The organism is Loktanella sp. F6476L, from assembly GCF_023015725.1.
Lineage (GTDB): Bacteria > Pseudomonadota > Alphaproteobacteria > Rhodobacterales > Rhodobacteraceae > Yoonia.
On record NZ_JALKAR010000006.1, the window covers coordinates 170,785 to 196,719 of the forward strand.

Genomic DNA, 25,935 nt, shown 5'->3' on the forward strand with positions numbered 1-25,935 from the left:
CTGTCACCCTTTTGCGTCCGACGGCGGTTGCGTCCCTGCCCTGTCTTCTGCAGGACGCAACGCAATCAAGCGCACGTTGGCCCCACTTTTAATTTCGGTGTCGTACCGCACCAGCTTGATCGCACCGCCATCAGGCCACCAGCCCAACAAAATACTGTCAGCATGTTCGGCGCGCCAAGCGTCAAAATCGAACTCTTCCGTCAGACGTGTCACGCGGAACGTCCAACCATCCTCTACCATCGCTTCAAGATCGTGATAAGACTGATCGGGGCCAAATCGTTGCCCACCCAACGTGCGGGGCAATTGATGCCGCGCACTTTCCGATTTTTCGCGCATGATCTGGAAGACGTTGTCGCGGCCGTATTCAGGGGACAAATCGGTTGCGACTAAGGTGTTGTAGGCATCGTTATCAGTCGCGGCGACCAAGGTTGCGTAGTTGATAAACTCAAGCCGGTTCTCTGCAGCTTCCGATAGGATATCACCAGAGAACGTCGCGATCCCTGCACTCCGCGCACGGCGCAAGTGACCAAAGTTGGGATCAGTCATCAGCACCGGAATCTCAGCCTTCTGCAACGCTTCGGCCAAGCCAGTCGTAAAGCGCGATCCACCGATCAAGATAACCCCCGGCGTGCTTGCACCTGTCAGGCCCAAGAGCCGTGCAAACGGGGCCAAGGTGAAGCCGTGGATCACAACGGTCACGGCCACCAGAACAAACGCCAATGGCCCGATCAAGTCTGCGTCAGGAATGCCCAGTTCTTGCAAGCGTTCCCCGAACAGCCCTGCCACGGCGATCAACACGACACCACGCGGGCCGGTAAAGGCCACCAAAACCTGTTCCTTGAATGGCAGCTTTGACCCGATCAACGACACAAATACAGTCACGGGACGCGCCACAAATACGACGGCCAGCACAAAGATCACCGCACGCATGTCCAACTTGGCCAACGCTGCAAAATCAAGGTTGGCTGCCAGCAAAATGAAAACACCCGATACCAACAGAACGGTCGCGTGTTCTTTGAAACGTAGCAATTCGGTATAGCTGGGCAGGTTCGCGTTCGCGATCACAACGCCCATGACGGTCACAGCTAATAGACCGCTTTCGTGCAGCACCGCGTCCGATACGGCGAATGTCGCCAACAGCAGCGTGAACAACACGGGGACCTTCATATATTCCGGCACAAGCGCTTGTTTAAACGCACGAGATAACCCGTAGCCCGCGAGCCACCCCAGAACTGACGCGACAACAATGCCCAAGATTAGCTCGATTGCGGCGTCCATGGGGGTCGCACCTTCGGTGTTCAGAACCAAAACGACAGAGAACGCGAATACAGCCGCCAACGCCCCGATGGGATCGTTTACGATGGCTTCCCACTGCAGCAATGCAGCTGGCCTGCGCGACAAACGCGCTGTGCGCAAAAGCGGCGCGATCACCGTGGGGCCCGTCACGATCATGATCCCGCCAAAGACAGCCGCACTTTCCCAGCCGATCCCTGCCCCATAATGCAGCGCCAGCACCGACGTTAGCCAGCCAAGCGGGGCACCAATAAAGACAAGCCTGCGCACACCAACAGCCGCATCCCGCAGGTGATGGAAATTCAGGGTCATCCCGCCTTCAAACAGGATAATCGCCACGGCAATCGAAATCATCGGCGCGGTCAACGGGCCGATGTCACGGATCGGATCAAATATCCCCAAGACAGGCCCGACGATGATGCCAGCGACCAACATCAGGACAATCGCAGGCATCCTTAAACGCCACGCAAGCCACTGTGATCCAACGCCTAAAGCGCCAACAAGGGCGATTGCTTCAACGGGGCTAAGGCCCGTCGTGGTTTCAGTGGCCATGGGTATTCTCCTGTCGCAGGCGTATTGCCTATCACGCAAAACCTAGATCACAAGGGGAGAGAAACCAGTTAAACCGCAGCTTTGCGTCCCATCCGGTGCCGCCAGCCCACAAAAGCCAGCAATCCAGTCAGCAAAAGCGGCAATCCAGCCGGCACCGGAACTGGCGCCACAGGCTGCGCCAACCCGAAAGAAAAGTTGTCGAAATTATGGGTTTCAGCACGACCTGGGCCAGATCCAGCCTGAACAGTCACGGACGTAAAGGACAAATCCGAAACGAACCCCCAAAATCCTTCGAACGGCGCACCGATTTCTTCCGAAACGATCTCTCCGTTGCTCAGGACAAACCGCAACCCATTTCCGTTTCCGCGCGGCGACAGGTCAAAATCACCACCAAATGCGGTGGTCGGCGACGCAAACGTGTAGGTGGTCGTATCGCCTGACTGAAAAAAGCTGCTTGGCGTCGGCCTGTCGCGGAAAAAGCCGCTGGTGACAAAACCGGCATCCGAACTGATCGCTACGTTCTCGAAAGTCGTATCACTGAAATCTTCAAAATTGAGACTGCCACCTGTCGCAATATCGAATGCAGCCCTATCCGTGTATATCGTGGTCGCCGCAATTGTGGCACCTGCATCAATGCACAGCGCACACAAAACGCCGCATAAGATATGCGTTGGCTTCACAGAACTACCCTTCTCGTCTCAATCGCGTGGCGCCTGCGCATGAAAGCGCGGAACCTTTTGTTGAGCGCAAAAGACTAGTCGCGCACGTCTTTTGGGTGACGAGAATATGTCAAATCTGCGGAAATTAACCTTTTGTTAACCAATTATTAGGTGACCAAACGTCACGTTCCCTTGAGACCGGATACCCCACCCAAAAGACGCCCGTGTTCTTGGATCGCAAACCGGTCTGTCATGCCCGCAATGTAATCCGCCACGATGCGCGCCAGCGTGATCTGATCAGGGGCCGCATCCACGTCCTTGCGCCATTGTTTGGGCAATTCTTGCGGGTTTTCCATGAAAAACGGGAAAAGCGAGTCGACCATGGCCGTGACCTCTACCCGCATTTCGACGACTGCAGGGGCGCGGTACATCCGTTCGAACAAGAACTGGCGAATAACCTTCAAGTCTTTCCAAATCTCGGGCGTAAACTGGATCACCATACGACCAGCGTGACGGACATCATGCACAGAATGCGGATCAAGCTCCGCCAGATTACGGCGGGCCAGAACAATCACATCTTCCACGAGAATACCAAAGAAGCGGCGCAAGGCTTCATGCCGGCGACGGTAGTAATTCAACCCCGGATATTTGTGATCCACCCGTTTGAAGCAATCATCCAGGATCGGCAGCTCCGCAAGGTCATCCGTGCTGAACAACTCCGCACGAAGACCGTCGTGTAAGTCATGGTTATTATACGCAATATCGTCCGCCAAAGCGGCAACCTGTGCTTCGGCGCTGGCATGGGTATGCAGTTCCAGATCATGACGGTCGTTGTACGCAGACAGCGCATAGGGAATGTCACCCGTCACAGGCCCGTTGTGCTTTGCGATACCTTCCAGCGTCTCCCACGTCAGGTTCAGCCCGTCCCATTCGGCGTAATGCCGTTCCAGATCAGTCACGATCCGCAAGGCCTGCGCGTTATGATCAAACCCGCCATATGGGGCCATCAATGCATCCAACGCCTCTTCGCCAGTGTGACCAAAGGGCGTGTGCCCCAGATCATGGGCCAACGCGACAGCCTCAGTCAGTTCGACGTTCAAATCCAGCGCCGCGGCCACAGTCCGCGCCACCTGTGCCACCTCAATCGAATGGGTCAAACGTGTGCGGAAATAATCGCCTTCATGTTCCACGAACACTTGGGTCTTATGTTTCAACCGCCGAAAGGCGCTCGCATGGATAATCCGGTCGCGGTCGCGCTGAAACGGAGACCGAAAGGTGCTTTCCACCTCAGGATAAAGCCGCCCGCGCGGATTTGCGGGGTCGGTTGCATAGGGGGCTGCCATTGGTGTCCCTGCCCTTTTATCTTCACAAGTCATCGCATTGCCCTGCGACGGTCTTGTTGTGTTTGCCTGCCGTCTCTATATTGCAAACGTAACCAGATCGTAAGGTGCCAAGATGCTAACCCTGCCCCCAAAAGTCACAGAACGCGCGTTTGAACGTCTCGCCGAGATTGGTGCAGCGGCGCAAGGCATTGCGCGTCGCCGTTGAAGGCGGCGGCTGTTCCGGCTTCCAATACGAGATTGATCTGGACGAACCGAAAGAAGACGATCTGATCCTTGAGGGCCAAGGCGAAAAAGTCCTGATCGACAGCGTCTCATTGCCTTTTCTGACGGACGCCGTGATCACGTTCTCCGAGGAATTGATCGGCGCGCGGTTCGTCATTGAAAACCCCAACGCGACATCATCCTGCGGCTGCGGCACGTCCTTTTCAATGTAGCCTTTCCGGCTATTCTGCCCCACTAATAGGGAAAGATTGGCCAAAGGATACTGCGCAAATGACTGACGACACTGACAAAACGCTTGAGCTGGGCCAACAACGCGGATCGCATGGGCGTCAGCAGGACGAAGGCGTGCTTGTCATTCGCACGATCGCGATGCCTGCGGACACGAACCCTTCCGGCGATATCTTTGGCGGCTGGCTGATGTCCCAGATGGACCTCGCAGCAGGCAACATGGCAGGCCGCGTATCCCAAGGGCGCTGCGCCACGGTATCGGTCGAGGCGCTGCAATTCCTACGCCCCGTCAAAGTCGGGGATGAAGTCACCCTCTACGCCACCCTACGCAAAGTCGGCCGCACATCCATGCGCATCCACGTCGACGCATGGGGCCGCCCGCGCTATTCCGATAAAGCCGCGAAAGTGACAGACGCGGACTTTGTTTTTGTGGCGCTTGACGATGATGGAAAAGCGCGGCCCGTGTTCGACAGCTAACCACGTCGTACGCCACACGCCTTTGAACTTCACTTCAAGTACTGACTCCAAAACGGCAACATGGATCTTCGTGCGAAATACCGTGAAGGTCCGCAACGAGCCCATACCGTAACTAGGTAATTTGTGCTGTGTGCGCTCGCAGCAGGCCAATCGCCGCGGATACTAGGTAGGCTAGGCTACGCGGCGGTAAGGATAGCGGCCATTCCTTCATGGTGCGGAGAAGAATTGGGCGGAAATTATTCGGGTCGCGAACTTCTGAGACATTCGGTCTAAAGGCAGGTCCTGCTGTAGATAAATCCCGTTCATATGTGAGTAGGCATCCTAATCGATGACAGGCCCGCCGTTCTTCAATTTAAGCCCTCTTTTATCGTTGATACGGCAATAAAAATGACGCTCAGTCGCTGCCAAGCTCTCTTGATACTCTTCGTTTACAGTCCGAGATCAGACAAACCGCCATGTTCTGATGGCCTAGGCCCATGCGGCCAATGAAACAGCCTTTCGGTCTCAGTGATCGCGACATCATTGATTGAGGCGTGGCGCACGGCCATGTAGCCCTCGGCGTCAAATTCCCAGTTTTCATTGCCGTGGGCGCGGAACCAGTTGCCGCTCTCGTCATGGTATTCGTAGCAAAAGCGTACAGCGATGCGATTGTCGCTATGCGCCCAGATTTCCTTGATCAACCGGTATCCGTTTTCCTGCGACCACTTACGGGTCAGAAAAACGCGCACTTCGTCCCGGCCATTCAGGAACTCGGATCGGTTGCGCCATTTGGTATCGGGCGTGTAAGCCAGTGCCACCTTGTCGGGATCACGTGTGTTCCACGCATCTTCGGCCATGCGGACTTTTTTGACTGCATCATCGTAGGAAAAGGGCGGCACTGGCATACGGGTCATTGCGGCCTACCAGCTATTATAGCCAAGGTATTTGCCCGACATCTCGACCTTTACGCGATCACCTTTTGGGTTCTCAACGCGCGTAACGGTCATGTCGAAATCAATGGCGGACATGATCCCGTCTCCGAATTTCTCTTGGATCAACGCCTTGAGGGTCGGGCCATAAACGCCGACGATTTCATAAAAACGGTAAATGCAAGGATCGGTCGGCACGGCTTGTTCCCAAATCTTTGTGGGGCTTTCGGCCAAGACGCTTTCCGCTTCTTGCGGCAGGCCTATGACGCTGACCATCAACGTGGCTTTTTCGACCGGAAAGGCGTTCATGCCCATCGCGGCGGAATGGGTCCAGACAGGAGACATGCCGATTTTTTCGGCGATCTCTTCCCATGTTAGGCCAGCCTGTTTCTTGGCGGACAGGATCATGGCGGTGACGTCTTCTTTGGTCATCATCTCAGTCATTGTGAGGTCTTTCATGTTGGTCTCCTCCGGTCTTAGCTATTCACTGCTTTCAAGGCAGGTCGTTTGTCTTCGGAATCTTCTGCGGAATCGGTCAAGTTGATCTTGACCGTTTTGGGCTTATTCATTTCGCCTGCTTCCGTTGGCTGTCCGGCCAGTTCCTTTGATCGTTTGCCAAGGAACTGCACCAAATGGTTGCGGATCGCATAGTAGTTCGGGTGTTCGACAATTTCGGTCCGATTGCGCGGGCGCGGGATTGTGATTTCGACACTTTCGGCAACCCGCGCGTGCGGTCCGTTTGTCATCAGCAAGATGCGGTCGGCCAGTAGGATCGCTTCGTCGATGTCATGGGTGATCATGAACACCGTTTGCTCCATCTGACCCCAAATCTTGAGCAGCTCGTCCTGAATGGTCCCGCGTGTGAGGGCATCAAGTGCGCCGAAAGGCTCATCCAGCAGCAACAGTTTTGGGTGGTTTGCAAAGGCGCGCGCAATTGACACCCGCTGGCGCATGCCACCCGACAATTGGCTCGGCTTGCGGTGGATCACATCCCCCTCAAGCCCCACCATCGCAAGGAACTTGGTCGCATGTTCTTCGACCTGCTGCTTGGTCCATTCCGGATGCCGGGCCTTAACCCCAAACGTGACGTTCTTTAGCGTCGTCAGCCATGGCAGCAAAGAATAGTTCTGGAACACGACGCCTCGGTCGAGGCTGGGACCACGGACCTCGTAGCCATCCATCGTGACAACACCGCTGGTCGGGTCTGCCAACCCTGCGAGGATGTTCATGATCGTCGACTTACCGCAGCCGGAATGGCCAAGGATCACCACGAATTCGCCTTTCTCGACACCGAAGGAGGCGTTTTCGAAAACAGTCAACTCGCCGCCGTTCCCATCCGGGAACCGTTGGGTGAGTTTGTCGATACTTAAGAACGGTTTCATGGCTCTTCCTTTATTCGGCGTAGGTGACACGGCGCTGCAGCAGGCCGAACATGGCGTCGAGTAGCATGCCCACCACACCAATCATGAGGATTGAGAAAACGACGGACGTCAGATCAAGATTGTTCCATTCGTTCCACACGTAGTAGCCAATGCCGGTGCCACCGACGAGCATTTCAGCGGCCACAATCACCAGCCACGCGATACCGATCGAGATGCGCATGCCAGTCAGAATGGTCGGCGCAGCCGCAGGCAGGATCACAGTGAAGGCCGTTCGAATTGGTCCCAGCTCATGGGTGCGGGCGACGTTGACCCAATCCTCACGGACGCCAGCCACACCGAAGGCGGTGTTGATCAGCATGGGCCAGATTGAGCAGATGAAGATCACGAAGATCGCCGATGCTTCACTGTCACCGATAATGAACAACGCAAGCGGCATCCAAGCGAGCGGCGAGATCGGACGCAGTACCTGAATAAACGGGTTGAAGGCCTTGTACGCAACCTGGCTCATCCCGATTAGGAACCCGAAAGGAATGGCGATCAAGGCGGCCAGAAAATAACCCGTCAGGACACGATAAATCGAATATCCGATTTGAATGCCAATGCCTTTGTCGTTGGGCCCCGCATCATAGAACGGGTTACTGAGTTGTTCCCACGCCTTGGCAATGACCTGACTGGGTGGCGGGACACCCGCCTTTGGGGCGCCAGCGCCGGTTAGAATTTCGTATTCGGTCAACTCTTCAGCGGCCTTTTGTGCCGGGATGGCGGCCTCCCAAATCAGGAGGCCGACAACCAACATGACAACCGACAACAATGCAGCACGTTGGTTTATCGAAAGGGTGCCCATGGCTTACCCTTTCCCGATTGGGAAGCTGCTGACGTATTCTTCCGGTTTCGCAGGATCAAAGGTTTTGCCCATGATCGTATGCGACTTGTAGGTGATGTCCGGTGCCTCGTAACCGAGGTCTTCCATCACTTTCTTACAGTCAGCAGCAAGGTAGACCTGCTCCGCCACGCCGCGGTAATCCACGTCGCCTTCGATATAGCCCCAACGTTTCATCTGCGTCAGGATCCATACGCCCATGGAGTGCCATGGGAATGGATCGAAATCGATCCTGTCGGGCACACGCTGCACCTCGCCCAAGCCGTCGGCGTAGGTTCCGGTCAGAACCTGCTCGATCACGGTCACCGGCTGGTTGAGGTAGTTGGTCGGGGCAATCGCTTCTGAGATTTCCTTGCGGTTTTCCGGCGCTGACGCGTACTGCGTCGCGTCGATGATCGATTTCAAAAGCGCACCGTAGGTGTTCGGCAACTCTGTGGCAAAGGACAGGGGTGCCGCGAAAGCGCAGCATGGGTGGCCTTCCCAGATTTCTTTTGTCAGCAGGTGAAGGAAACCAATGCCTTCATAGACGGCACGCTGGTTGAACGGATCAGGCGACAGATACCCGTCAAGGTTACCGGCACGCAGGTTTGCAACCATTTCTGGCGGTGGGACGACGCGGATCTGGATATCGACATCTGGGTCCAGACCAAACTCGGCCACATAATACCGCAGTAGGAAGTTGTGCATCGAATACTCAAACGGCACGCCGAAGGTGAAGCCCTTCCACTGTTTCGGGTCACGCTTATCGAGGTGTTCGTTAGACAGCACGATGGCTTGCCCGTTGATATTTTCAACGGCTGGCATGATGTAAGGCTCCGCAACCGACCCCGCCCCAAGTGTCATCGCCAATGGCATCGGCGTCAGCATGTGCGAGGCGTCGTATTCCCCGTTCAGCGACTTGTCACGCGCAACGGCCCAACCCGCGGTTTTGATCACTTGGGCATTGAGGCCGTAACGCTCATAAAAACCCAAAGGCTGTGCCATAATGATCGGCGTCGCACAGGTGATCGGCACAAAACCAATGTTCAGGTCGGTCTTTTCAGGTGGCCCAAGATTGTCGAGGATAGCGGCTTTCGCTTCGTTCAGTGGAAAAACAGACGCCAGTGCAGCGGCCATCGTCGACCCACCCATCATGCCCATAAAAGACCGACGCCCGATGTCGCTTTGTCCAAAAACTGACCGCACAATTGCGCTTTCGACCGCGCGCTCCAACATGCCTTCGGAGGTGGACAGGTCAATGCTGTCCGCAGCATCGGGTTTGGGTGCGCTACAGGTGTGGCAGCCGCAATCGGCGGCGTGCCGCAGATCGGTTTCGGAAGAGAAGGGATTACCCAGTGATTTGACAGTCATGTTGCAACCTCGCTGTTGATTTTCTCCATGCTGGCAGCGGGGTATCGACAATTGAAGGCATTCGTTAAGAAATCAAAAAATGGATTTTTTGATTAATTTCAAAGCAATAATAGAAGAACAGCCCACGAATTATTACGAAATTTCGTAAATTACGATATTTCGTATTGCTCATGGGCGCGTGCTTATCCTTCATCAAAGGATGCTTGATACCGATCTCCCTCACGATTCTTTTCTCGCTGGCGCAATTGGCCCTACGATCCTAATTCATCTTGGCCGGGATCAAATTTTGGCAGCGACGAAAGAGGCTGAAACACTTTTAGGGGATGATGCCCTAACTGGATCGCACTTCGCCCGCTTCGTTGCCGCAGGCATGGAGACCTTCGTCGTCTTCATCACAGAGGTTCAACACCGAGGCACAGCTTGGACCCGGCAGGTGACTCTCCAAAATGCGGACCAATCGCCCCTGCAATGTGAGGTCACGGGGCGGGCTATACATCACGACGGTCAGGACATGCTGCTTTTGCATGTGCTTGATCTTGAGACCCTTGAACAACACGCAGCTGAGGTTGAGGCCGGAAAAATCTACAACGGCGGCCTGATGGAATGGCAACGCGCGCAAAGCTTCTTTGCGGATCTGGAACGCGAAAACCAATTGATCCTGAACGCCGCTGGCGAGGGGATTTACGGGGTCAACGCCGATGGCAAAACAACCTTTGTGAACCGCGCAGCGCAGGAAATGCTTGGTTGGACAACCCAAGACCTTCTGGGCCACGATATCCACGCAAAAATTCACCATCACCACCTGAACGGCGAACAATATCCATCGCACGAATGTCCGATCTATCAATCCTTCCGGTATGAGCAGGTCAACCGGATCGAAGACGAAGTATTCTGGCGTAAGGATGGCAAACCGATCCGGGTCGAATACGTCTCCACCCCAATCTACGACGGACCCAAATTGGTCGGTGCGGTGGTGATCTTTCGCGACATCACGGAACGCTGGGAAAACGAACGCAAATTGCGGGACGCAATGGATCAAGTTGCTGCGTTGCATCATCAGCTGGAAGAGGAAAACGCATACCTACAGGAAGCGATCAGTATCGAGCGGGCACATCACGACATTATCGGGCGCTCGGAAGCAATTCAGGAGGTCATCAGGCAGATCGAACTTGTAGGCCCAACCGATACAAGCGTCCTGATCCGTGGCGAGAACGGTGTCGGGAAATCCCTTGTGGCGTCAGCTGTCCATGACGAAAGCAGCCGTAAACGCCGCCCTATGATCCACTTCAAGGCTGGAGCCGTAAGCCCTGAGAAAATTGAAAGTGAGTTGTTCGGCCAAGTCCGTGGTGCCTTTGCCGGGGCGCTCAAGGATCGGCCAGGAAAGTTGGAATTGGCACATGGCGGCACCTTGTTCATTGATGAGGTTGCAGACATTCCTATCGAATTACAGGGCCACCTACTCGATGCATTGCAGAACAGAGTGGTGACCCGATTGGGCGATGATCGCAGCCGCAGCCTTGATCTACGTGTGATCGCATCGACCAACCGCAACGTTGACCGTGAAGTGCAGGCAGGGCGTTTGCGTCAGGACCTCATGCTGCACCTTGGGGTCTTTCCTATTCTGTGTCCTTCTTTACGGGATAGGCCGGAGGACGTCCCGATCCTGACCGCCCATCTGCTGCGCATTGCCTGCAAGCGGCTCGGTCGAAAGGTCCCTGTCGTCACCGAAGGGGCAATGCGAAAGCTGCAAGACTACCACTGGCCCGGCAACGTGCGCGAACTGGCAAACGTCATCGAACGCGGTGCCATCGTGTCGCAATCCGACAAGTTACAAGTTGAGATCCAGAGCCAGGTTGTACCGGGATCCGCGCCGACGTCTGCCTTGCTCACCGAAGCGGACGTGGAGCAAATCCGTCGAGCCAATATCATCGCCTGCATGAAAGAAGCTGATGGAAAGGTTTCCGGGGCAAAAGGGGCGGCAACATTGCTCGGCATCAAGCCGACAACACTCTATTCAAGGCTCAAAAAACTGGGATTGAATGAAAATGACTGGTGAATGATTGACGGGTGTGCAGAAAGTCGCGAAGACCGCCAAAGCCTACATCGGTTCGCATGACTAAACGCCAAGCAGCTCATCCGGAAGGCTGTGGGCGGACCCTTTTTAAAGGCTAAGTTCACCTGCCATGAATGCGCCCAGCGGGATTTCGATGCCAGGCGCAATGGTTGGTATTGAATAGTGGTTCTGGGGCTGCAGTGGACTGATCTGCAAAAGGAGGGCCGAAGCAAGATCCCTACGCGGCAAAGCATTGGCGCTTTGTCCACCGGATCGTTGGCCGGATCAGTTTGCAGTGAAAATACGTTCTTTGTTCTTATTGATACCACTTTTGCGAATGACCGGTCTGGCGACAGATGATGTAGTGCAGAGCAATTCGTGTCGCGAGTGTGAACGCATGCTGCACCTTCGGAATACGAAAATGAATGGCTGGAAAGTCCGCAAAGCGGTCATCGACGGGAGGATATCTGGTGATCCCCGCCCCCTTTGCCCAACAAACCGTCGCCTGCCCCGTTTCAATCATCGGAACTCCGCTTTATGAACACCCCAAGCAATCGGGGGCCATCCATGAAAATCGCGACTTTCAACATCAACGGTGTCAAAGCTCGGATCAACGCATTGACCGACTGGCTTAAAGAAAGCGCGCCTGACGTGGCCCTTCTGCAAGAAATCAAATCCGTCGATGAAGGTTTCCCCCGCGAAGTGATCGAAGACCTCGGCTACACTGTCGAAACCCACGGCCAAAAGGGTTTCAACGGCGTCGCCATTCTGTCGAAACTCCCATTGGAAGACGTCACACGCGGCCTACCCGGTGACGACGAAGACGAACAGGCCCGCTGGATCGAGGCCACGGTGATTGGCGAAACCGACGCCGTGCGCGTTTGCGGTCTATACCTGCCCAACGGCAACCCTGCCCCTGGCCCGAAATACGATTACAAACTCGCTTGGATGGAAAGGCTATACGCCCGCGGCCAACAGTTGCTCGCGGATGAAATGCCCGCACTGATGGCGGGCGATTACAACATCATCCCGCAGCCCGAAGACGCCAAACGCCCCGAAGTCTGGACCGACGACGCGCTTTTCCGCCCCGAAAGCCGCGCGGCCTTCCGCAAAATCCTGAACCTTGGGTTTACCGAAGCGTTCCGGTCCCGCGCCGTCGGCCCCGGCCACTATAGCTTCTGGGATTACCAAGCCGGTGCATGGAACAAAGACGACGGCATCCGCATCGACCACTTCCTGCTAACACCACAATGCGCGGATATGCTGCAGGACTGCTGGATCGAAAAAGAGGTCCGTGGCCGTGAAAAGCCATCCGACCACGTACCGGTCTGGGTCGACATCAAAGCCTAAAATAGTCGGAACTTTTTCGCTGACTGCCCGTTCTTTACGCAACATTGCATATAAAGAAGGGCTTGTATCATGCTGAAGTTAATCACTTTTGTCGGTTTTCTCTTGACCGCGTCCTCGATTCCTCTGACCGCGACCGCGCAAAGCTGCGCGATGCAAACGACTGGCGCATCGTGTGTTGTCGCGGGAGAACCGACCACTGCCAAACCCCAACTGCGGCAACGCCGTGCACCAATGGTTGATATGCTTGATGCAGGTACGACGCTGCCGCGTGGCGAATACAATGTGATCATTATGGCGGATTATTACGGGCTACCCCCCGTACAGGATGGTTGGGTCTATATGGACATTGACCGCCAAGTCTACCGGGTCGATTTTTCGTCACATACGGTGATCGACAATGTGACGCATCAAACTGCCGCAAACTGGTGAACCGCTGCGGCATCATGATCGTAAAGCCACGCCAAACGACTAAGAAACGCATTAGGCGCAATGGCCCCCAACACGCCTAGACCCGCATGCGCAATCCTGCGTTGCACACCATCCAAATGATAATTGCGCGCATTCGCATTAGCCGCCTTGATAGCCTTAGAGACGCGCGGGCGGCGGAGCGCTTGGTAATTCTCCAATGCCCGCTCCAACGACGGATCATGCTGGCAACAGGCGGCCAGCGCCAACCCATCTTCAATCGCGAGGTTCGCGCCTTGTGCCAGAAATGGCAGCGTAGGATGTGCGGCATCCCCGACCAAGGCCAAGATACCGTCCTGCTGCCAGTGGTCAGCAACTGGATGGCGGAACAAGCCCCATAACCGCAGCTCCGTCACATCTGCCAGAATACCCTGCAGGTCATCGCCCATATCCGCAAACACGGCTTGCATGTTCGCAGGGCTATCTTCGTGGTGCCAGCCCTCGGCGGCCCAATCGGAGCGTTCCTGAACGGCAACGACATTCAGCATCCCGTCCCGCAGCGGATAAGTCACGACATGTCGGCCCGGTGCCATCCAGATTTGGGCGCACGGCGCGGCATCTTCGCGACGCACCAACGCACGCCACGCAACTTGTCCGGTAAAGAACGGCTTTTCTGGCCCATTCAGTAATGGCCGCGTACTGGAATGCAGACCATCCGCGCCAATCGTCAAAAGCGGCTCAATCGTCTCGCCATCTGCGACGAACCGACCATCCGATGACACGGTATCAATGCGGCACCCCAGCTTTATCGTCACGCCCGCTTTGCGACACCCGTCGACTAGAACGGCCAGCAAATCAGCACGGTGATAAAAACGGTAGACAGGGTTTTGTGTGGTCAGATCGAACCGCGCGATCTGGCGGCCCGTCATCGCATCCATGGGACACACGGCCTGTGCAGCAATGCCGACAGCAGTCAAAGCATCTTCAAGGCCAAGCGCGTTCAAAACCCGCGCACCATTTGGGGTAATTTGCAGACCTGCCCCGACTTCGGTCAGTGCGTCTGCCTGTTCGTAAACCGTGACCTCTGCGCCTGTCAGGGCAAACGCCAATGCGGTGGTCAGGCCGCCGATCCCTGCCCCGATAACGGCAACACGGCGACCCTTGTTTGCTTGCACCAATCCGACCTTAGTCGTCGCGGTGAACTTTTTCACGACGCTCGTGACGCTCCTGCGCCTCAAGGCTCATCGTGGCGATTGGACGTGCGTCCAGACGTTTCAGACTGATCGGTTCGCCTGTGATAGAACAGTACCCGTATTCGTCTTCTTCGATCCGGCGCAGCGCTGCATCAATCTTGGACACTAGTTTGCGTTCGCGATCCCGTGTACGCAATTCCAGCGCACGGTCGGTTTCTTCGGACGCACGATCGGCAACATCAGGGATGTTGCGCGTCTGGTCTTTCATGCTTGCCACTGTATCAGAGCTGTTTTCAACAATGTCCGCTTTCCACGCCAACAGCTTCCGGCGGAAGTACTCTGTCTGGCGATCATTCATAAACGGTTCGTCTTCGGCCGGGCGATAATCCTCTGGCAAGAAAACTTCGGCTTTCATGTCAATTTCCCTCACTTGGTCAACGGACGCATCAGCTAAATTATCAGACATGTCCGGACCCCCACTGAACTGTGGGTCGTTTACGCCCTAACCTTTGAATTGTCACCCCCTTTTACCGTTTATCGCGAGGTGTTGAAGCTGGACGCATTGCTGGTAATGTATCCAGCGAAACCAAGGACATGACTTATGCAATTTACCGGCACCGACGACTACATCGCGACTGACGACCTTAAGATGGCGGTGAATGCGGCCGTCACGCTGGAACGCCCCCTGCTCGTTAAAGGCGAGCCGGGCACAGGCAAAACAGAACTCGCCCGTCAGGTCAGCGCGGCGTTAGACATGCCCATGATTGAATGGCACGTCAAATCTACGACGAAAGCACAGCAAGGTCTGTACGAATATGATGCCGTCAGCCGCCTGCGGGACAGTCAACTTGGGGATGAAAAGGTCAACGACGTGTCGAACTACATCCGGCGCGGCAAACTGTGGCAGGCTTTCACGGCTGAACGCCGATCCGTTTTGCTGATTGATGAGATCGACAAGGCCGATATCGAGTTCCCGAACGACCTGCTTCAAGAGCTCGATAAGATGGAGTTTCACGTTTACGAGACCGGAGAAACTGTCAAAGCGGTTAACAGGCCTGTCGTCATCATCACGTCAAATAACGAGAAAGAATTGCCAGACGCGTTTCTGCGCCGTTGCTTCTTCCACTACATCCGGTTCCCGGACATGGAGACACTGCGCAAAATCGTCGAAGTCCACCATCCGGGGATCAAAGACGCCCTGCTGACGGCAGCGCTGACGCAATTCGACGAAATCCGCGAAACGCAGGGTTTGAAGAAGAAGCCGTCGACATCGGAAGTCATCGATTGGCTCAAACTGTTGTTGGCCGAAGATCTTTCGCCAGAAGACCTAAAACGCGACGGTGCTAACGCATTGCCCAAACTACACGGCGCGCTGCTGAAAAACGAACAAGACGTTCACCTCTTCGAACGGCTGGCATTCATGGCGCGCGGCGGGCGGTAATCGATCCTCAGCATTGGCGCTCGCGCGCCATTTACCGCCCAGCTTAGGATTTCGCTTCGCGGCCAAGTTCATCAGCAAGGAACCGCACGAACAGTAGTGTCAGGTTTTCCCGTCGTGACGAATCTGGCCACACAGCGTGCAGATCAATGTCGGGCGGCCGCCACTTGGGCAACAAGCGGACAAGCGCGCCGGACGCGACCCCTTGCGCCGCCAGATTTTCCGTCAGCACTGTTGTGCCCACATTTTGCTGGGCGAAATGATAGAGCGCGTTGACGCTATCAACCTCAATCTGCGATTGCCCGCCGACCTTTTCCATTTTGCCCTTTTCGGACAACAGGTCGACCGTGTCTGAACGCTGCTGGTACTGGATCCAATCCCAATCTTCGAGGTCGCGAGGCCGCTGGGGGACCGGACGGGCGGCTGCGTATTCGACACCGGCGACCAACGCGCGCGGGATAGCGCCTAGCTTGCGAGACATCATCGCACTGTCCGCAAGCGAACCCGCTTTGATGGCAAGATCGAACCCGTTTTCGATGATCTCGACCTTGCGATCATTATAGTACAGTGAAAGCGCCACGTTCGGATACCGTTTGATAAAATTGGCCATGGCGGTTGAAAGATCGGACATAGCCAGAAACGCCGGAACGGACACGCGCAGCGCACCAACTGGGTCATTCGTGTTGGCGTTGATTTCATTGAACCCAGCTTCGGCACTGCGCAACATTTCCGTGACGCGTCGATAAAGCGTTCTGCCCTCACCCGTCAGCGCAAGCTTGCGTGTCGTGCGATAAAGCAGGGTCGTGCCGAGATAGCTTTCAAGATCAGTGATCGTCTGACTGACGCGCGACGGGGCCACGCCAAGATCCTGTGCGGCGGCGCGAAAGGACCCTTTATCAACGACGCGGGCAAAAACGGCCATGTGTTTCAGGTGGTTAATCATTGATCTCTTTTTCGGAACTATGAAGTCAATTTTCATACCGTATTCGAAACAGATCAACGGGGCTAGATGTGTTTTCAACACTGAAGGAACACCCCGATGAACGCAGAAACAACATTCAAGACAGAACAGGCGCGACGCTATCTCGGCACGCTGTGCAAGCACTTCGGCCATAAGGTTCCGGTAGAACTCGACGGCAATACTGGCCGGATCGACCTCCCGTTTGGACAGTGCGAATTGGCCGTGAACGGCGGCGCGCTCGACATGAAAGTGTCCGCGGAAAACAAGGCCGATCTCGACAAAACAGCACAGATTATTGCCAGTCACCTCGAACGTTTCGCTTTCCGCGAGAACCCGCAAATCGAATGGCACTAAGCCACGCATTCCACCCATCGACCCGACCAAATCACCCCTGAAACCTGGAGATAAACATGACTATGAAAACACTTATGGCCACCGCCGCTATCGCGGTTGCACTACCAATCACCGCGATAGCTGACAGCGCGGAAAACAAGGCATTTGTTCTTGAGGCGTTGGAAAACACGCTCTTGGCGGGCGATGTCGACGCTGTTGATCAGTATTTCGCGACCGACATTATCCAGCATAACGACATGTTCGCAAACGGCATCGAAGCCCAAAAAGGCGTTGTTGGCTTCTTGTCCGGCAATGGTGACTTTAGCGCTGAATATATCCGCGTAATCGCCGATGATAATATCGTCGCCGTCCATGCCCGTTACGAAGGCTTCGGTCCCGATCCGGTCATTGGTTTCGACGTTTTCCGTGTCGAGGACGGCAAGATCGCTGAACACTGGGACAACCTGATCACCGAACAGCCCCTGAACCCGTCAGGCCGCAGCCAGATCGACGGCGCGACCGAAATCACCGATCTTGATCAAACCGAAGCGAACAAGGCGCTGGTTGAAGATTTCCTGACCAAATCATTGATCGAACATGCTGAAGTCAACATCACCGATTACATCAGCCCCGTCACCTACATTCAGCACAACCCGATGGTTGCAGATGGATTGGAAGGCTTCGGCGCATTCATGGCTGAGATGGCCCAGCAAGGTATCAGCATGGACTACACCAAGGTCCATAAGGTCATCGGCGAAGGCAACTTCGTACTGACAATGTCCGAAGGCACGCTCGGTGAAGACCCCACCGCATTTTACGACCTGTTCCGCGTCGAAGACGGGCTGATCGTCGAACATTGGGATGTCATCGCGCCGATGCCAGCCGCAGACGCGGCACACAATGAAGCCGGCAAATTCTAATCCACCGTAGCGCCGCGGCCCGCCCGCAGCGCACCAAACAGGAGCATAAAATGAACCGTAGAACACTACTCACAACGTCGCTCGGCGCATCGCTGGCGATCATCCTTGGAACACAAGCAGGAGCACAAGAAATGGATGAAGAAACACAAGCATCATTCGATACAGTCATGGCCTTTATGGGCGCGATGGGATCGGGTGACATGGAAAAAATGAACAGCCTGATGGCCGATGACATGGTTTGGCACAATGAAGGCGACGAAAGCCTGCCGTGGATCGGCGAGACCCGTGGCAAGAAAAACATCTTTACCTTCCTCGGCGTCTTTTCCGAAAACTTGCAAACCACCAAATGGGAAAACACCGACGCCTTCGCATCGGGCGATACCGTGGCCGTTTTCGGTGTAATGAACGGCATCACAACACATTCAGGCAAAGAAACGGGTGAATTCACATTCGCCCTGCGCGCCAAGGTCCGTGATGGACAGGTCGTTCTTTGGCACTGGTTCGAAGACAGCTTCGCAATCAGCCAAGCATATCACGGCTGATATTTACCGACTGGAATGGCCCGCCAATCGGGCCATTCCCCCGCCCGTAGGAGAAACTTATGATTTACGCCGTCACCGCCGTTTCCGGACAATTGGGCCGCGAAATCGCGCTCAAACTCATCGGCAGATTTGGTACAGACAACGTCATAGGTCTGGCCCGCACTCCCGCCCGCGTGGAAGGCCTAGGTATCGACGTTCGCCTCGGCGATTATGATAAACCAAACGATCTGCGCGCATCCCTCAAAGGCATCGATGCCTTGATCCTCGTGTCCGGCATCGCCCCGCCGGAAGATCGCATTCAGCAGCATCGCAATGTAATCGAGGCCGCGAAATCCGCAGGGGTGCGCAAAATCGTCTACACCAGCATTCAGGGCCCCATTGAAGGCACGGCCTTTTCCCCCGTGGTCCAAAGCAATCGCCAGACCGAGGCGGACATCCGCGCCAGTGGCCTTGACTGGGCAATCGGGCGCAACGGGATCTATATCGAACCGGATGTGGAATATATCGACAGCTACCGTACCCAAGGCGAGATCGCCAACAGCGCGGGCAGCGGCAAATGCGGTTACACCACGCGGTCGGAATTAGCCCATGCCTATACAGCTTTGCTGGCAAGGGATGACCTGAACGGTGAGACCTTCAACCTGAACGGCACGCCCATCACGCAAAACCAACTGGCCGAACACCTGAACGCCGCATTCGAAACCGAACTGACCTATCGCGCAATGTCATCGGCAGACTTTGTCGCGGATCGCTCCGCAGAATTGGGCGATTTTTTCGGCCCGATCATCGGCGGCATCTACGACGGCATAAGCAGGGGCAGCTATGACCGTATAGGCAGTTTCGAGACAGTGACTGGCCGCCCCCATCAAAGCTGGGGCGATTATTTTGCGTCTCTTGCAGAATAACCGCGACGGAACTGCAGCCGCGCATCGTACAACTCTCGATCTTTCGGAGAAACCCCATGTCCACACTCAAATCCATTTGGGACCATCCCTACACCTTCTGGGCTCTGCTAAGCCTGCCGGCCATTCCTATGATCCTCGGGCTGACCTCTGGCGATCCCGATGCGGTGAAGAACGTCCTTCACCCATCCGGCGAATTCGCCGCGCGGTTTATGATTATCACGATGATGATTACGCCGCTGATGATGTTGTTTCGCAATTCAAGCTGGCCACGCTGGATGATGAAGCGCCGCCGTCACCTTGGCGTCGCGGCATTCCTTTACGCGCTGGCACATACGGTGCTTTACCTCATTGACGAGGGGGCCGTGGCCTTCACCGGTGGCGAAATCTCCAAACTCTATATCTGGACTGGCTGGCTGGCGTTCCTGATCTTCGTGCCACTGGCCATCACATCAACAGACGGTTGGGTCCGCAAATTGGGCCGCAATTGGAAAACGCTTCAGCAGTTCGTTTACGGCGCTGCTGTGCTGACACTTGTTCACTGGGCGGCATTACATGATTGGGGCGGTGTCGGACCTGCCTTGGTACACTTCATGCCACTCGTCCTTTTGGAAATCTACCGCGTCTCGTCGATAAGGGCGCGCCGCCGCCAGCGTGTTACGGCGTAGGGTGTTCATCGAATGCGACCGTGGTATCAAAGCCTGATGGACAAAGGCACAAGATGACCCGCAAAACCCACCCTTATTCGCTGGGCCGGACACTCTTGGTCGGTCTGGCGACAGCGGTCGCATTCGCGCTGCTCTCGCTGTTTTTCCTCTACATGCAGGCGCAAGAAACCCAACACCGTCTTGCGGGTGAGGTCGTCAGCGTCACCGCAGACAGCGCGCGCATTCAGGACGCACACGGCGAGATCACCGTCCTTGTCGTATCCGCTGACGCGGAGCTGCGCGATATCGCGTCGTTCCGGGAAATGGAAATTGGACAGCATGTCATGATGCGGGGCAGCTTTGTGGACGATGGGACTTTCGCGGTCGACCGCATGCGGCCCCTAACCGAAAGACCAGCAGAGTGACCGCCGCCGAGATTAATCCGCCCCCGAAGCGCGGCAAGAACGTCGCCAAAGTGGTCATGGTGGTCGGTGCATACCTCGCGATCTCGATCGCTGTAGCAAGCTTTCCGGCAGACGACCTGATTGACGCGGTCGGTGCCACCAATGCCTATGTGGTAATGTTCGCACTCGGCATGATCGGCGGCTTCACAACATTCACCGGCATTCCTTATCATCTGGTTTTGATGAGTCTGGCAGCCGGCGGGTTGAATCCTGTTGTGCTTGGGATCAGCACTGCCATGGGCGTCATGCTCGGCGACAGCACGATGTATTTGATCGGGCGCACGGTCAAATCCAGCCTGCCGCCAAGGGTCGAAGCAACGATGGAGCACTTGTCCGAACGCCTTGCGCGTCACCCTAGATTAGTGACACCTGCGCTTTTCGTTTACGGAACCGTGTCACCGTTCTCCAACGATTTCGTCGTCGGCTCGCTTAGCATTATCGGCTACAACTACTGGCGGATCATCGTGCCGTTGGCCATCGGGAACACGTTCTACAATATCGCTCTGGCTTACCTTGGATTGTATGCCTACGACGCGATCATCGGTTGGTTCTAAATCCACCTTCGAGAGTACGGGCAGACGTTAGGCGCTAAGCGTACAGTCACAACTTTGAACGCGAAGTGATCATTCATCAATTCGCGCTCGTTGCCAGAAACCGCCTAGGCGCCTTCAATCGCAGTGATCATGTCGACCCGCGTGCCGTGGCGGCCGCCTTCAAAGGCTGCTCCAAGAAACGCATCGACGATGTCCAGCGCAAGGCCTTCACCGATCACCCGCGCGCCCATCGACAACATATTTGCGTTGTTGTGTTCACGGATCATCCGAGCGGAAAACGTGTCAGAGCAGACGCCGCAGCGGATACCCTTCACTTTGTTGGCCGCCATCATGATCCCCTGCCCTGTGCCGCACAGCAAAATGCCAAGCGCGCAATCACCTGACGCGACCATCCGCGCAGCCGCTTCGCCGTGCTTGGGGTAATGAGTGCTTTCCGAAGTGGTCGGGCCGATATCAACCGCCTCATAGCCCAATTCAGCCACGCGCGCCGCAATGGCTTGGCGCATCGCGATATCGGCATGGTCGCTTGAAATAACGATACGTGTCTTGTCAGTCATGGTCGTGGCCTCCCGCCGCCCAGTCTATCGGGTCATGTTGCGCGGGCCTGATACGCGGATGCGGGACGGTGGTCTAGGACCAACCCGTCGGCTGTTAGCGTTAAAACTGATCGAGCGTGTCCTGAACCGCCTGAAAAAACGCACCGACATGCGCGCCATCTACCAACGCGTGATGCACTTCGAGCGTCATGGCCATTTTCCATTCGTGCGCTTCAGACACATATTTGCCCCAAGTGACCCGCGGAATGCTGTCATCTTTATGGGGCATCGCGTTGTTGATCGACGTATAATCCAGCCACGGCATACAGGACAGGAAGACCACATCGTCGGTCCCTGCCCCCACAGCATTCAATTCGTCAGCGGCGGCGGCGTCGTGCAAAATTGCTTTGGTCTGGGGATCAAATTCTGCGAAGTCCGAGACAAACGGAACATAAGCGTAGTTAAAACTCCCCTCCGGCGTCGGCACTGGCATCGACAAATGCGTCGTCGCGTGGCGCACAACCGTGTCACTTCGAAACCGCATCAGCAGCTCGGGCACCGCATGCAGGCCACAGCCAATCGCAAACAGGCTCGCGCGGTACACAGAAAAGTCCGACGCGCCACGCCGCGCGATCAAACGCGAAACATCCAAACGAGACGTGGTTGCATAATGCGGGCGATCATAGGTGCGAAACCAGCGAAACTGGGCAGCACGGGGCCATGTCTCTAAATCTACAATTGTCTCGGTCATAACGTGCCTTTTAGCCCAGAATGCAGGCTGCATTGTCATGGACCCGACAGGCCCGAAAATCTACGGGGAAAAAGTCACGTCCAATCGCATCGGCTGCCTGTCCAACGATTTCAGGACCAATGAGATGATATTTGAGACGCCATACCGCGAGGTTGATTTCGAATATGATCCGGCATCGCTGCTTGTCCTTGATTAGGAACGATCTTTGCCATCTTAACGCCTTAGAAGTGTATTCAATGTGTGAGATATTGAAAACTACGCTCAACTTGCGGTTACAGATTGACTTTCAGCCAACCGCCGCTTTTACAACATATGAGTGGTCAAAAAAGGAATGTACAAATGAATAAGTTGTTTGGATTAGCCGTCGCTGCAGCAACCTTGTCTGCCTGCGGCAACAGCTCAGGCAACGAAGTCATTACAACGCCGGACATTCCTGTCGTGGAGCAGGAAACCCCCGAAACGCCGACCGAAGTCGTCGATACACCAACAGATGGCACAGTCGTGCCACCATCGCCAGGCGAAGCGGCCGATCCCAAAAACCTGCCGCGTGCACAGCCGCCAGTCGTTGCGGCCCCCACCGACCCTTCCGCTGAATTAGTGACAACAAGGGCAGTCACATCAGGTGATGTTGGCACCGCCTCGTTCGATCCAGATGCTGGCACCCTGACCGTACAGATCGCATTGGACGGCAATGACATTCTGCAAGAATACACCGCAGCAGGAACAGTGGATGGCTATGCGCGCTTTGTGAAGCAAGATGACCCGCTTGATCGCGCATTCACAGGTTTTGCTGCCGAATCTGATGACGCGGGTCTCAATGCTGTTCTTGTAATGGATGGCGGACAATTCAACCGTTACTTCGGCGGTGGGGTCGTTCAGCAGGTCGAGTACACAGCGGCGCCAGCGGGACTTGCAAGCTTTGCAGGTGATTATGTTGGCCTGTCCAACATCGGGTCACTTCTGACGACCGGCAACGGCGCGGATCCATCACTTGTACCAGAAGCTGCTACGCTGATTACCGGCGATGTCTTCGTCAATGTCGATTTTGGCGAGCGTCAGGTAAACGGGTCTATCTACGATCGCGTATATGATCCCGACGGGCTAGCCATCGACCTGCAGACCATCATCCTGACGGCAACTGAATTCGATCTTGACGGCCAATTCGCTGGTACTGTCGAATTTCAGGACCTTGAAACCGTCGGCACTTACGAAGGGGCATTGGGCGGCGATGAAGCAACAGCCATCGCTGGTGCGATCACTCTTGGCGAAGGGTTCCTTGAAGACGCAACTGTTGGTGGCGTTGCAACAACGCTGTTCGACGACGTCGAGGGCGAAGCCGAGTTTGGCCTCTTCCTCAATGAACGGTGTCAGGCGGGTAACGCCGGTTGCTTTGACGCGAACTAATTATCGGTGATCACATCGACGGGCCCCACGCTTGCTAGGGCTCGGATGTACCAACACCTGATTGAAAAGGTCCGTCACCAATGTGGCGGGCCTTTTGCTTTCCCATGAACGCCGCCCCCCAAAACGCCACCTTTAACAAAGTTGCGAAAAATCGCCTCCTGACGACATTTTCTCCAACTCAGGCGTTGACCCCCCTTTTTCATCTGCATAGTGTGTCCCCACACGAAGGAGCCTGAGATGAACATCGTCATTCTAGTGGTGAATATAACGCGCATGGGCCGGTAACGGTAAAGCCATAACAGCTTCCCATGCGCCCTCGATAACATCGGGGGCTTTTTTGTGAGAACACGACCGGCACCCCACGTTGCCAATCGATCTGAAAACTGACGCGAAGGACGCGAGTGATATGACAAAAGCCATGACCGGCGCAAAAATGGTAGTACAGGCTCTGATAGATCAGGGCGTGGAAGTCGTCTTTGGATATCCCGGTGGTGCCGTCCTTCCGATCTACGACGAGATTTTCCAGCAGAACCACATTAAGCACGTCCTGGTCCGCCACGAACAAGGTGCGGTGCACGCAGCTGAAGGGTATGCGCGATCCACTGGTAAGGTTGGTGTGGCATTGGTGACATCCGGCCCGGGCGCGACAAACGCCGTGACGGGTCTGACGGATGCCTTGATGGACAGCATCCCATTGCTGGTTCTGACGGGCCAAGTTCCGACATTTATGATCGGATCCGACGCGTTCCAAGAAGCCGACACCGTTGGCATCACGCGGCCATGTACGAAACATAACTGGCTGGTCAAAGAAACGGATCAACTGGCGCAAACACTGCACGAAGCATTCCATGTCGCGACATCGGGCCGTCCGGGTCCGGTGCTGATCGACATTCCAAAAGACGTGCAATTTGCAACTGGGGCCTATTCCCAGAAAAAGCAGATGGAAACGCACTACCAGCCGCAGGTCAAAGGCGATCTGGAAATGATCACCGAACTCGCCAAAGCGATGGAAACGGCAAAACGCCCGATCTTCTATACAGGCGGCGGCGTCATCAACTCTGGCACGGCAGCGTCCCAGCTGCTGCGCGAATTGGTTGCGGCAACAGGTTTCCCGATCACATCCACGCTGATGGGTCTGGGCGCCTACCCCGCGTCTGGTGACAACTGGCTGGGCATGTTGGGTATGCACGGGCTGTACGAAGCCAACATGGCGATGCATGACTGCGATCTGATGATCAACATCGGGGCGCGTTTCGACGACCGGATCACAGGGCGTCTTGATGCGTTCTCGCCGGGATCGAAGAAAGCACACATCGATATCGACGCATCATCCATCAACAAGGTGATCCACGTCGATATGCCGATCTTGGGCGACGTGGCCCATGTTCTTGAGGACCTGCTGAAAGTTTGGAAGGCCAACGGACGCAAGACCAACAAAGAAGGTCTGGCCAAATGGTGGGACCAGATCAACGAATGGAAAAAAGTCGATTGTTTGAGCTTCAAACAAGAAGGCAAGATCATCAAGCCGCAGTACGCGTTGCAGCGCTTGGAAGAACTGACCAAGAAACACGACCGCTACATCACGACCGAAGTGGGCCAGCACCAGATGTGGGCCGCGCAGTATCTTGGCTTTGAAGATCCGAACCGCTGGATGACCTCCGGTGGTCTGGGCACAATGGGCTACGGCTTCCCTGCGTCAATCGGGACGCAAATGGCGCATCCTGACGCGCTGGTCATTAACGTGGCTGGCGAAGCGTCATGGCTGATGAACATGCAGGAACTGGGCACCGCGATGCAATACCGCCTGCCCGTAAAACAATTCATCCTGAACAACGAACGTCTGGGCATGGTGCGTCAGTGGCAGGAATTGCTGCACGGCGAACGCTATTCATCCAGCTGGTCCGAATCCCTGCCCGATTTCGTGAAACTGGCCGAAGCGTTTGGTGCAAAAGGCATCCAGTGCCACGACCCCGATACGCTGGACGACGCGATCATGGAAATGATCACGCACGACGGTCCGGTCCTGTTCGATTGTCTGGTCGAAAAGCACGAAAACTGCTTCCCGATGATCCCGTCAGGCAAGCCGCACAACGAAATGCTGCTGGGCGACGCGGACACGCAAGGGGCAATCAAGGCGGGCGGCGCAGTCCTCGTTTAATGACACACATGTGCACGGGTTGTGCACGCA

The 25,935-nt window shown here is 55.6% G+C and carries 29 protein-coding genes and 1 pseudogene; 16 read left to right on the forward strand and 14 right to left on the reverse strand.

What is annotated here, in order from left to right:
* Window positions 1-3: 3 nt before the first annotated feature.
* The 3 genes from MWU61_RS13505 to MWU61_RS13515 all read right to left on the reverse strand — a co-directional run bounded on the left by MWU61_RS13505 (window position 4) and on the right by MWU61_RS13515 (window position 3,847).
* Entirely contained in the window at window positions 4-1,845 is a 1,842-nt protein-coding gene (locus MWU61_RS13505) for a sodium:proton antiporter (RefSeq protein WP_247128904.1), read from the reverse strand.
* Between the two features lie 68 nt (window positions 1,846-1,913).
* Window positions 1,914-2,525, reverse strand: coding sequence for a hypothetical protein (locus MWU61_RS13510; protein ID WP_247128905.1), 612 nt, complete (start codon window positions 2,523-2,525; stop codon window positions 1,914-1,916).
* Between the two features lie 161 nt (window positions 2,526-2,686).
* Complete coding sequence (locus MWU61_RS13515; RefSeq protein ID WP_247128906.1) at window positions 2,687-3,847, reverse strand: deoxyguanosinetriphosphate triphosphohydrolase; 1,161 nt, start codon at window positions 3,845-3,847, stop codon at window positions 2,687-2,689.
* 112 nt (window positions 3,848-3,959) lie between these two features.
* Here MWU61_RS13515 and MWU61_RS13520 point away from each other — a divergent pair.
* Together MWU61_RS13520 and MWU61_RS13525 are read left to right on the forward strand one after the other, a co-directional pair.
* Window positions 3,960-4,281, forward strand: a pseudogene (locus MWU61_RS13520) (iron-sulfur cluster assembly accessory protein).
* Between the two features lie 157 nt (window positions 4,282-4,438).
* Window positions 4,439-4,774 (forward strand): acyl-CoA thioesterase, encoded by a 336-nt coding sequence (locus MWU61_RS13525; RefSeq protein ID WP_247129013.1) that lies wholly within the window; start codon window positions 4,439-4,441, stop codon window positions 4,772-4,774.
* A 428-nt stretch (window positions 4,775-5,202) separates the two neighbouring features.
* On the opposite strand, the gene MWU61_RS13530 is transcribed toward MWU61_RS13525, so the two are convergent.
* The 6 genes from MWU61_RS13530 to MWU61_RS13555 form a co-directional block, all read right to left on the reverse strand.
* The gene (locus tag MWU61_RS13530; RefSeq protein WP_247128907.1) at window positions 5,203-5,667 is read right to left on the reverse strand and encodes a nuclear transport factor 2 family protein; all 465 of its coding nucleotides are present in this window, start codon (window positions 5,665-5,667) and stop codon (window positions 5,203-5,205) included.
* 6 nt (window positions 5,668-5,673) lie between these two features.
* Window positions 5,674-6,141 (reverse strand): cyanase, encoded by a 468-nt coding sequence (gene cynS, locus MWU61_RS13535; RefSeq protein WP_247128908.1) that lies wholly within the window; start codon window positions 6,139-6,141, stop codon window positions 5,674-5,676.
* Between the two features lie 17 nt (window positions 6,142-6,158).
* Window positions 6,159-7,064 (reverse strand): ABC transporter ATP-binding protein, encoded by a 906-nt coding sequence (locus MWU61_RS13540; RefSeq protein ID WP_247128909.1) that lies wholly within the window; start codon window positions 7,062-7,064, stop codon window positions 6,159-6,161.
* Window positions 7,065-7,074: 10 nt separating this feature from the next.
* Window positions 7,075-7,908, reverse strand: coding sequence for a nitrate ABC transporter permease (gene ntrB, locus MWU61_RS13545; protein ID WP_247128910.1), 834 nt, complete (start codon window positions 7,906-7,908; stop codon window positions 7,075-7,077).
* A gap of 3 nt (window positions 7,909-7,911) precedes the next feature.
* The gene (locus MWU61_RS13550; protein WP_247128911.1) at window positions 7,912-9,294 is read right to left on the reverse strand and encodes a CmpA/NrtA family ABC transporter substrate-binding protein; all 1,383 of its coding nucleotides are present in this window, start codon (window positions 9,292-9,294) and stop codon (window positions 7,912-7,914) included.
* A gap of 331 nt (window positions 9,295-9,625) precedes the next feature.
* Complete coding sequence (locus tag MWU61_RS13555; RefSeq protein WP_247128912.1) at window positions 9,626-9,820, reverse strand: hypothetical protein; 195 nt, start codon at window positions 9,818-9,820, stop codon at window positions 9,626-9,628.
* On the opposite strand from MWU61_RS13555, the gene MWU61_RS13560 reads away from it, so the two are divergent.
* The 3 genes from MWU61_RS13560 (at window position 9,806) to MWU61_RS13570 (ending at window position 13,126) form a co-directional block, all read left to right on the forward strand.
* Window positions 9,806-11,350, forward strand: a complete 1,545-nt coding sequence (locus tag MWU61_RS13560; protein ID WP_247128913.1) for a sigma 54-interacting transcriptional regulator — start codon at window positions 9,806-9,808, stop codon at window positions 11,348-11,350. The genes MWU61_RS13555 and MWU61_RS13560 overlap by 15 nt on opposite strands.
* Before the next feature lie 564 nt (window positions 11,351-11,914).
* Complete coding sequence (gene xth / locus MWU61_RS13565) at window positions 11,915-12,697, forward strand: exodeoxyribonuclease III (RefSeq protein WP_247128914.1); 783 nt, start codon at window positions 11,915-11,917, stop codon at window positions 12,695-12,697.
* Between the two features lie 69 nt (window positions 12,698-12,766).
* Entirely contained in the window at window positions 12,767-13,126 is a 360-nt protein-coding gene (locus MWU61_RS13570; protein WP_247128915.1) for a hypothetical protein, read from the forward strand.
* On the opposite strand, the gene MWU61_RS13575 is transcribed toward MWU61_RS13570, so the two are convergent.
* Together MWU61_RS13575 and dksA are read right to left on the reverse strand one after the other, a co-directional pair.
* The gene (locus tag MWU61_RS13575) at window positions 13,105-14,313 is read right to left on the reverse strand and encodes an FAD-dependent monooxygenase (protein WP_247128916.1); all 1,209 of its coding nucleotides are present in this window, start codon (window positions 14,311-14,313) and stop codon (window positions 13,105-13,107) included. The genes MWU61_RS13570 and MWU61_RS13575 overlap by 22 nt on opposite strands.
* Window positions 14,288-14,710 (reverse strand): RNA polymerase-binding protein DksA, encoded by a 423-nt coding sequence (dksA, locus tag MWU61_RS13580; RefSeq protein WP_247129014.1) that lies wholly within the window; start codon window positions 14,708-14,710, stop codon window positions 14,288-14,290. Before dksA ends, MWU61_RS13575 begins: the two co-directional genes overlap by 26 nt.
* Before the next feature lie 186 nt (window positions 14,711-14,896).
* On the opposite strand from dksA, the gene MWU61_RS13585 reads away from it, so the two are divergent.
* Window positions 14,897-15,736, forward strand: coding sequence for a MoxR family ATPase (locus MWU61_RS13585; protein ID WP_247128917.1), 840 nt, complete (start codon window positions 14,897-14,899; stop codon window positions 15,734-15,736).
* Between the two features lie 43 nt (window positions 15,737-15,779).
* On the opposite strand, the gene MWU61_RS13590 is transcribed toward MWU61_RS13585, so the two are convergent.
* Window positions 15,780-16,676: a LysR family transcriptional regulator gene (locus MWU61_RS13590; RefSeq protein WP_247128918.1), complete on the reverse strand. Its 897-nt coding sequence runs from the start codon at window positions 16,674-16,676 to the stop codon at window positions 15,780-15,782.
* Between the two features lie 96 nt (window positions 16,677-16,772).
* Here MWU61_RS13590 and MWU61_RS13595 point away from each other — a divergent pair, with 96 nt between their 5' ends.
* From MWU61_RS13595 to MWU61_RS13625, 7 genes are read left to right on the forward strand one after another with little or no spacing between them, the layout of a single operon-like run.
* Window positions 16,773-17,048, forward strand: coding sequence for a DUF2218 domain-containing protein (locus MWU61_RS13595; RefSeq protein WP_247128919.1), 276 nt, complete (start codon window positions 16,773-16,775; stop codon window positions 17,046-17,048).
* 56 nt (window positions 17,049-17,104) lie between these two features.
* Window positions 17,105-17,947 (forward strand): nuclear transport factor 2 family protein, encoded by an 843-nt coding sequence (locus tag MWU61_RS13600; protein WP_247128920.1) that lies wholly within the window; start codon window positions 17,105-17,107, stop codon window positions 17,945-17,947.
* Window positions 17,948-17,997: 50 nt separating this feature from the next.
* The gene (locus tag MWU61_RS13605) at window positions 17,998-18,489 is read left to right on the forward strand and encodes a nuclear transport factor 2 family protein (protein WP_247128921.1); all 492 of its coding nucleotides are present in this window, start codon (window positions 17,998-18,000) and stop codon (window positions 18,487-18,489) included.
* A gap of 59 nt (window positions 18,490-18,548) precedes the next feature.
* On the forward strand, window positions 18,549-19,394 hold the full coding sequence (locus MWU61_RS13610; protein WP_247128922.1) for an NAD(P)H-binding protein: 846 nt from the start codon (window positions 18,549-18,551) through the stop codon (window positions 19,392-19,394).
* Between the two features lie 56 nt (window positions 19,395-19,450).
* Window positions 19,451-20,059 carry a ferric reductase-like transmembrane domain-containing protein gene (locus tag MWU61_RS13615; protein ID WP_247128923.1) on the forward strand — a complete coding sequence of 203 codons (609 nt, stop codon included), beginning with the start codon at window positions 19,451-19,453 and terminating at the stop codon, window positions 20,057-20,059.
* 53 nt (window positions 20,060-20,112) lie between these two features.
* The gene (locus MWU61_RS13620; RefSeq protein ID WP_247128924.1) at window positions 20,113-20,463 is read left to right on the forward strand and encodes a hypothetical protein; all 351 of its coding nucleotides are present in this window, start codon (window positions 20,113-20,115) and stop codon (window positions 20,461-20,463) included.
* Window positions 20,460-21,056: a VTT domain-containing protein gene (locus tag MWU61_RS13625; protein ID WP_247128925.1), complete on the forward strand. Its 597-nt coding sequence runs from the start codon at window positions 20,460-20,462 to the stop codon at window positions 21,054-21,056. Before MWU61_RS13620 ends, MWU61_RS13625 begins: the two co-directional genes overlap by 4 nt.
* Window positions 21,057-21,160: 104 nt before the next feature.
* Here the strand turns inward: MWU61_RS13625 and rpiB are convergent, their stop codons facing one another.
* Window positions 21,161-21,613, reverse strand: a complete 453-nt coding sequence (gene rpiB, locus MWU61_RS13630) for a ribose 5-phosphate isomerase B (RefSeq protein WP_247128926.1) — start codon at window positions 21,611-21,613, stop codon at window positions 21,161-21,163.
* Between the two features lie 100 nt (window positions 21,614-21,713).
* The gene (locus MWU61_RS13635) at window positions 21,714-22,343 is read right to left on the reverse strand and encodes a CatA-like O-acetyltransferase (RefSeq protein WP_247128927.1); all 630 of its coding nucleotides are present in this window, start codon (window positions 22,341-22,343) and stop codon (window positions 21,714-21,716) included.
* A 37-nt stretch (window positions 22,344-22,380) separates the two neighbouring features.
* On the opposite strand from MWU61_RS13635, the gene MWU61_RS13640 reads away from it, so the two are divergent.
* From MWU61_RS13640 to MWU61_RS13650, 3 genes are all read left to right on the forward strand, one after another.
* The gene (locus tag MWU61_RS13640; RefSeq protein ID WP_247128928.1) at window positions 22,381-22,539 is read left to right on the forward strand and encodes a hypothetical protein; all 159 of its coding nucleotides are present in this window, start codon (window positions 22,381-22,383) and stop codon (window positions 22,537-22,539) included.
* Window positions 22,540-22,682: 143 nt separating this feature from the next.
* On the forward strand, window positions 22,683-23,747 hold the full coding sequence (locus tag MWU61_RS13645; RefSeq protein ID WP_247128929.1) for a hypothetical protein: 1,065 nt from the start codon (window positions 22,683-22,685) through the stop codon (window positions 23,745-23,747).
* A 406-nt stretch (window positions 23,748-24,153) separates the two neighbouring features.
* Window positions 24,154-25,905, forward strand: coding sequence for an acetolactate synthase 3 large subunit (locus MWU61_RS13650; protein ID WP_247128930.1), 1,752 nt, complete (start codon window positions 24,154-24,156; stop codon window positions 25,903-25,905).
* The last annotated feature ends 30 nt before the right edge of the window (window positions 25,906-25,935 follow it).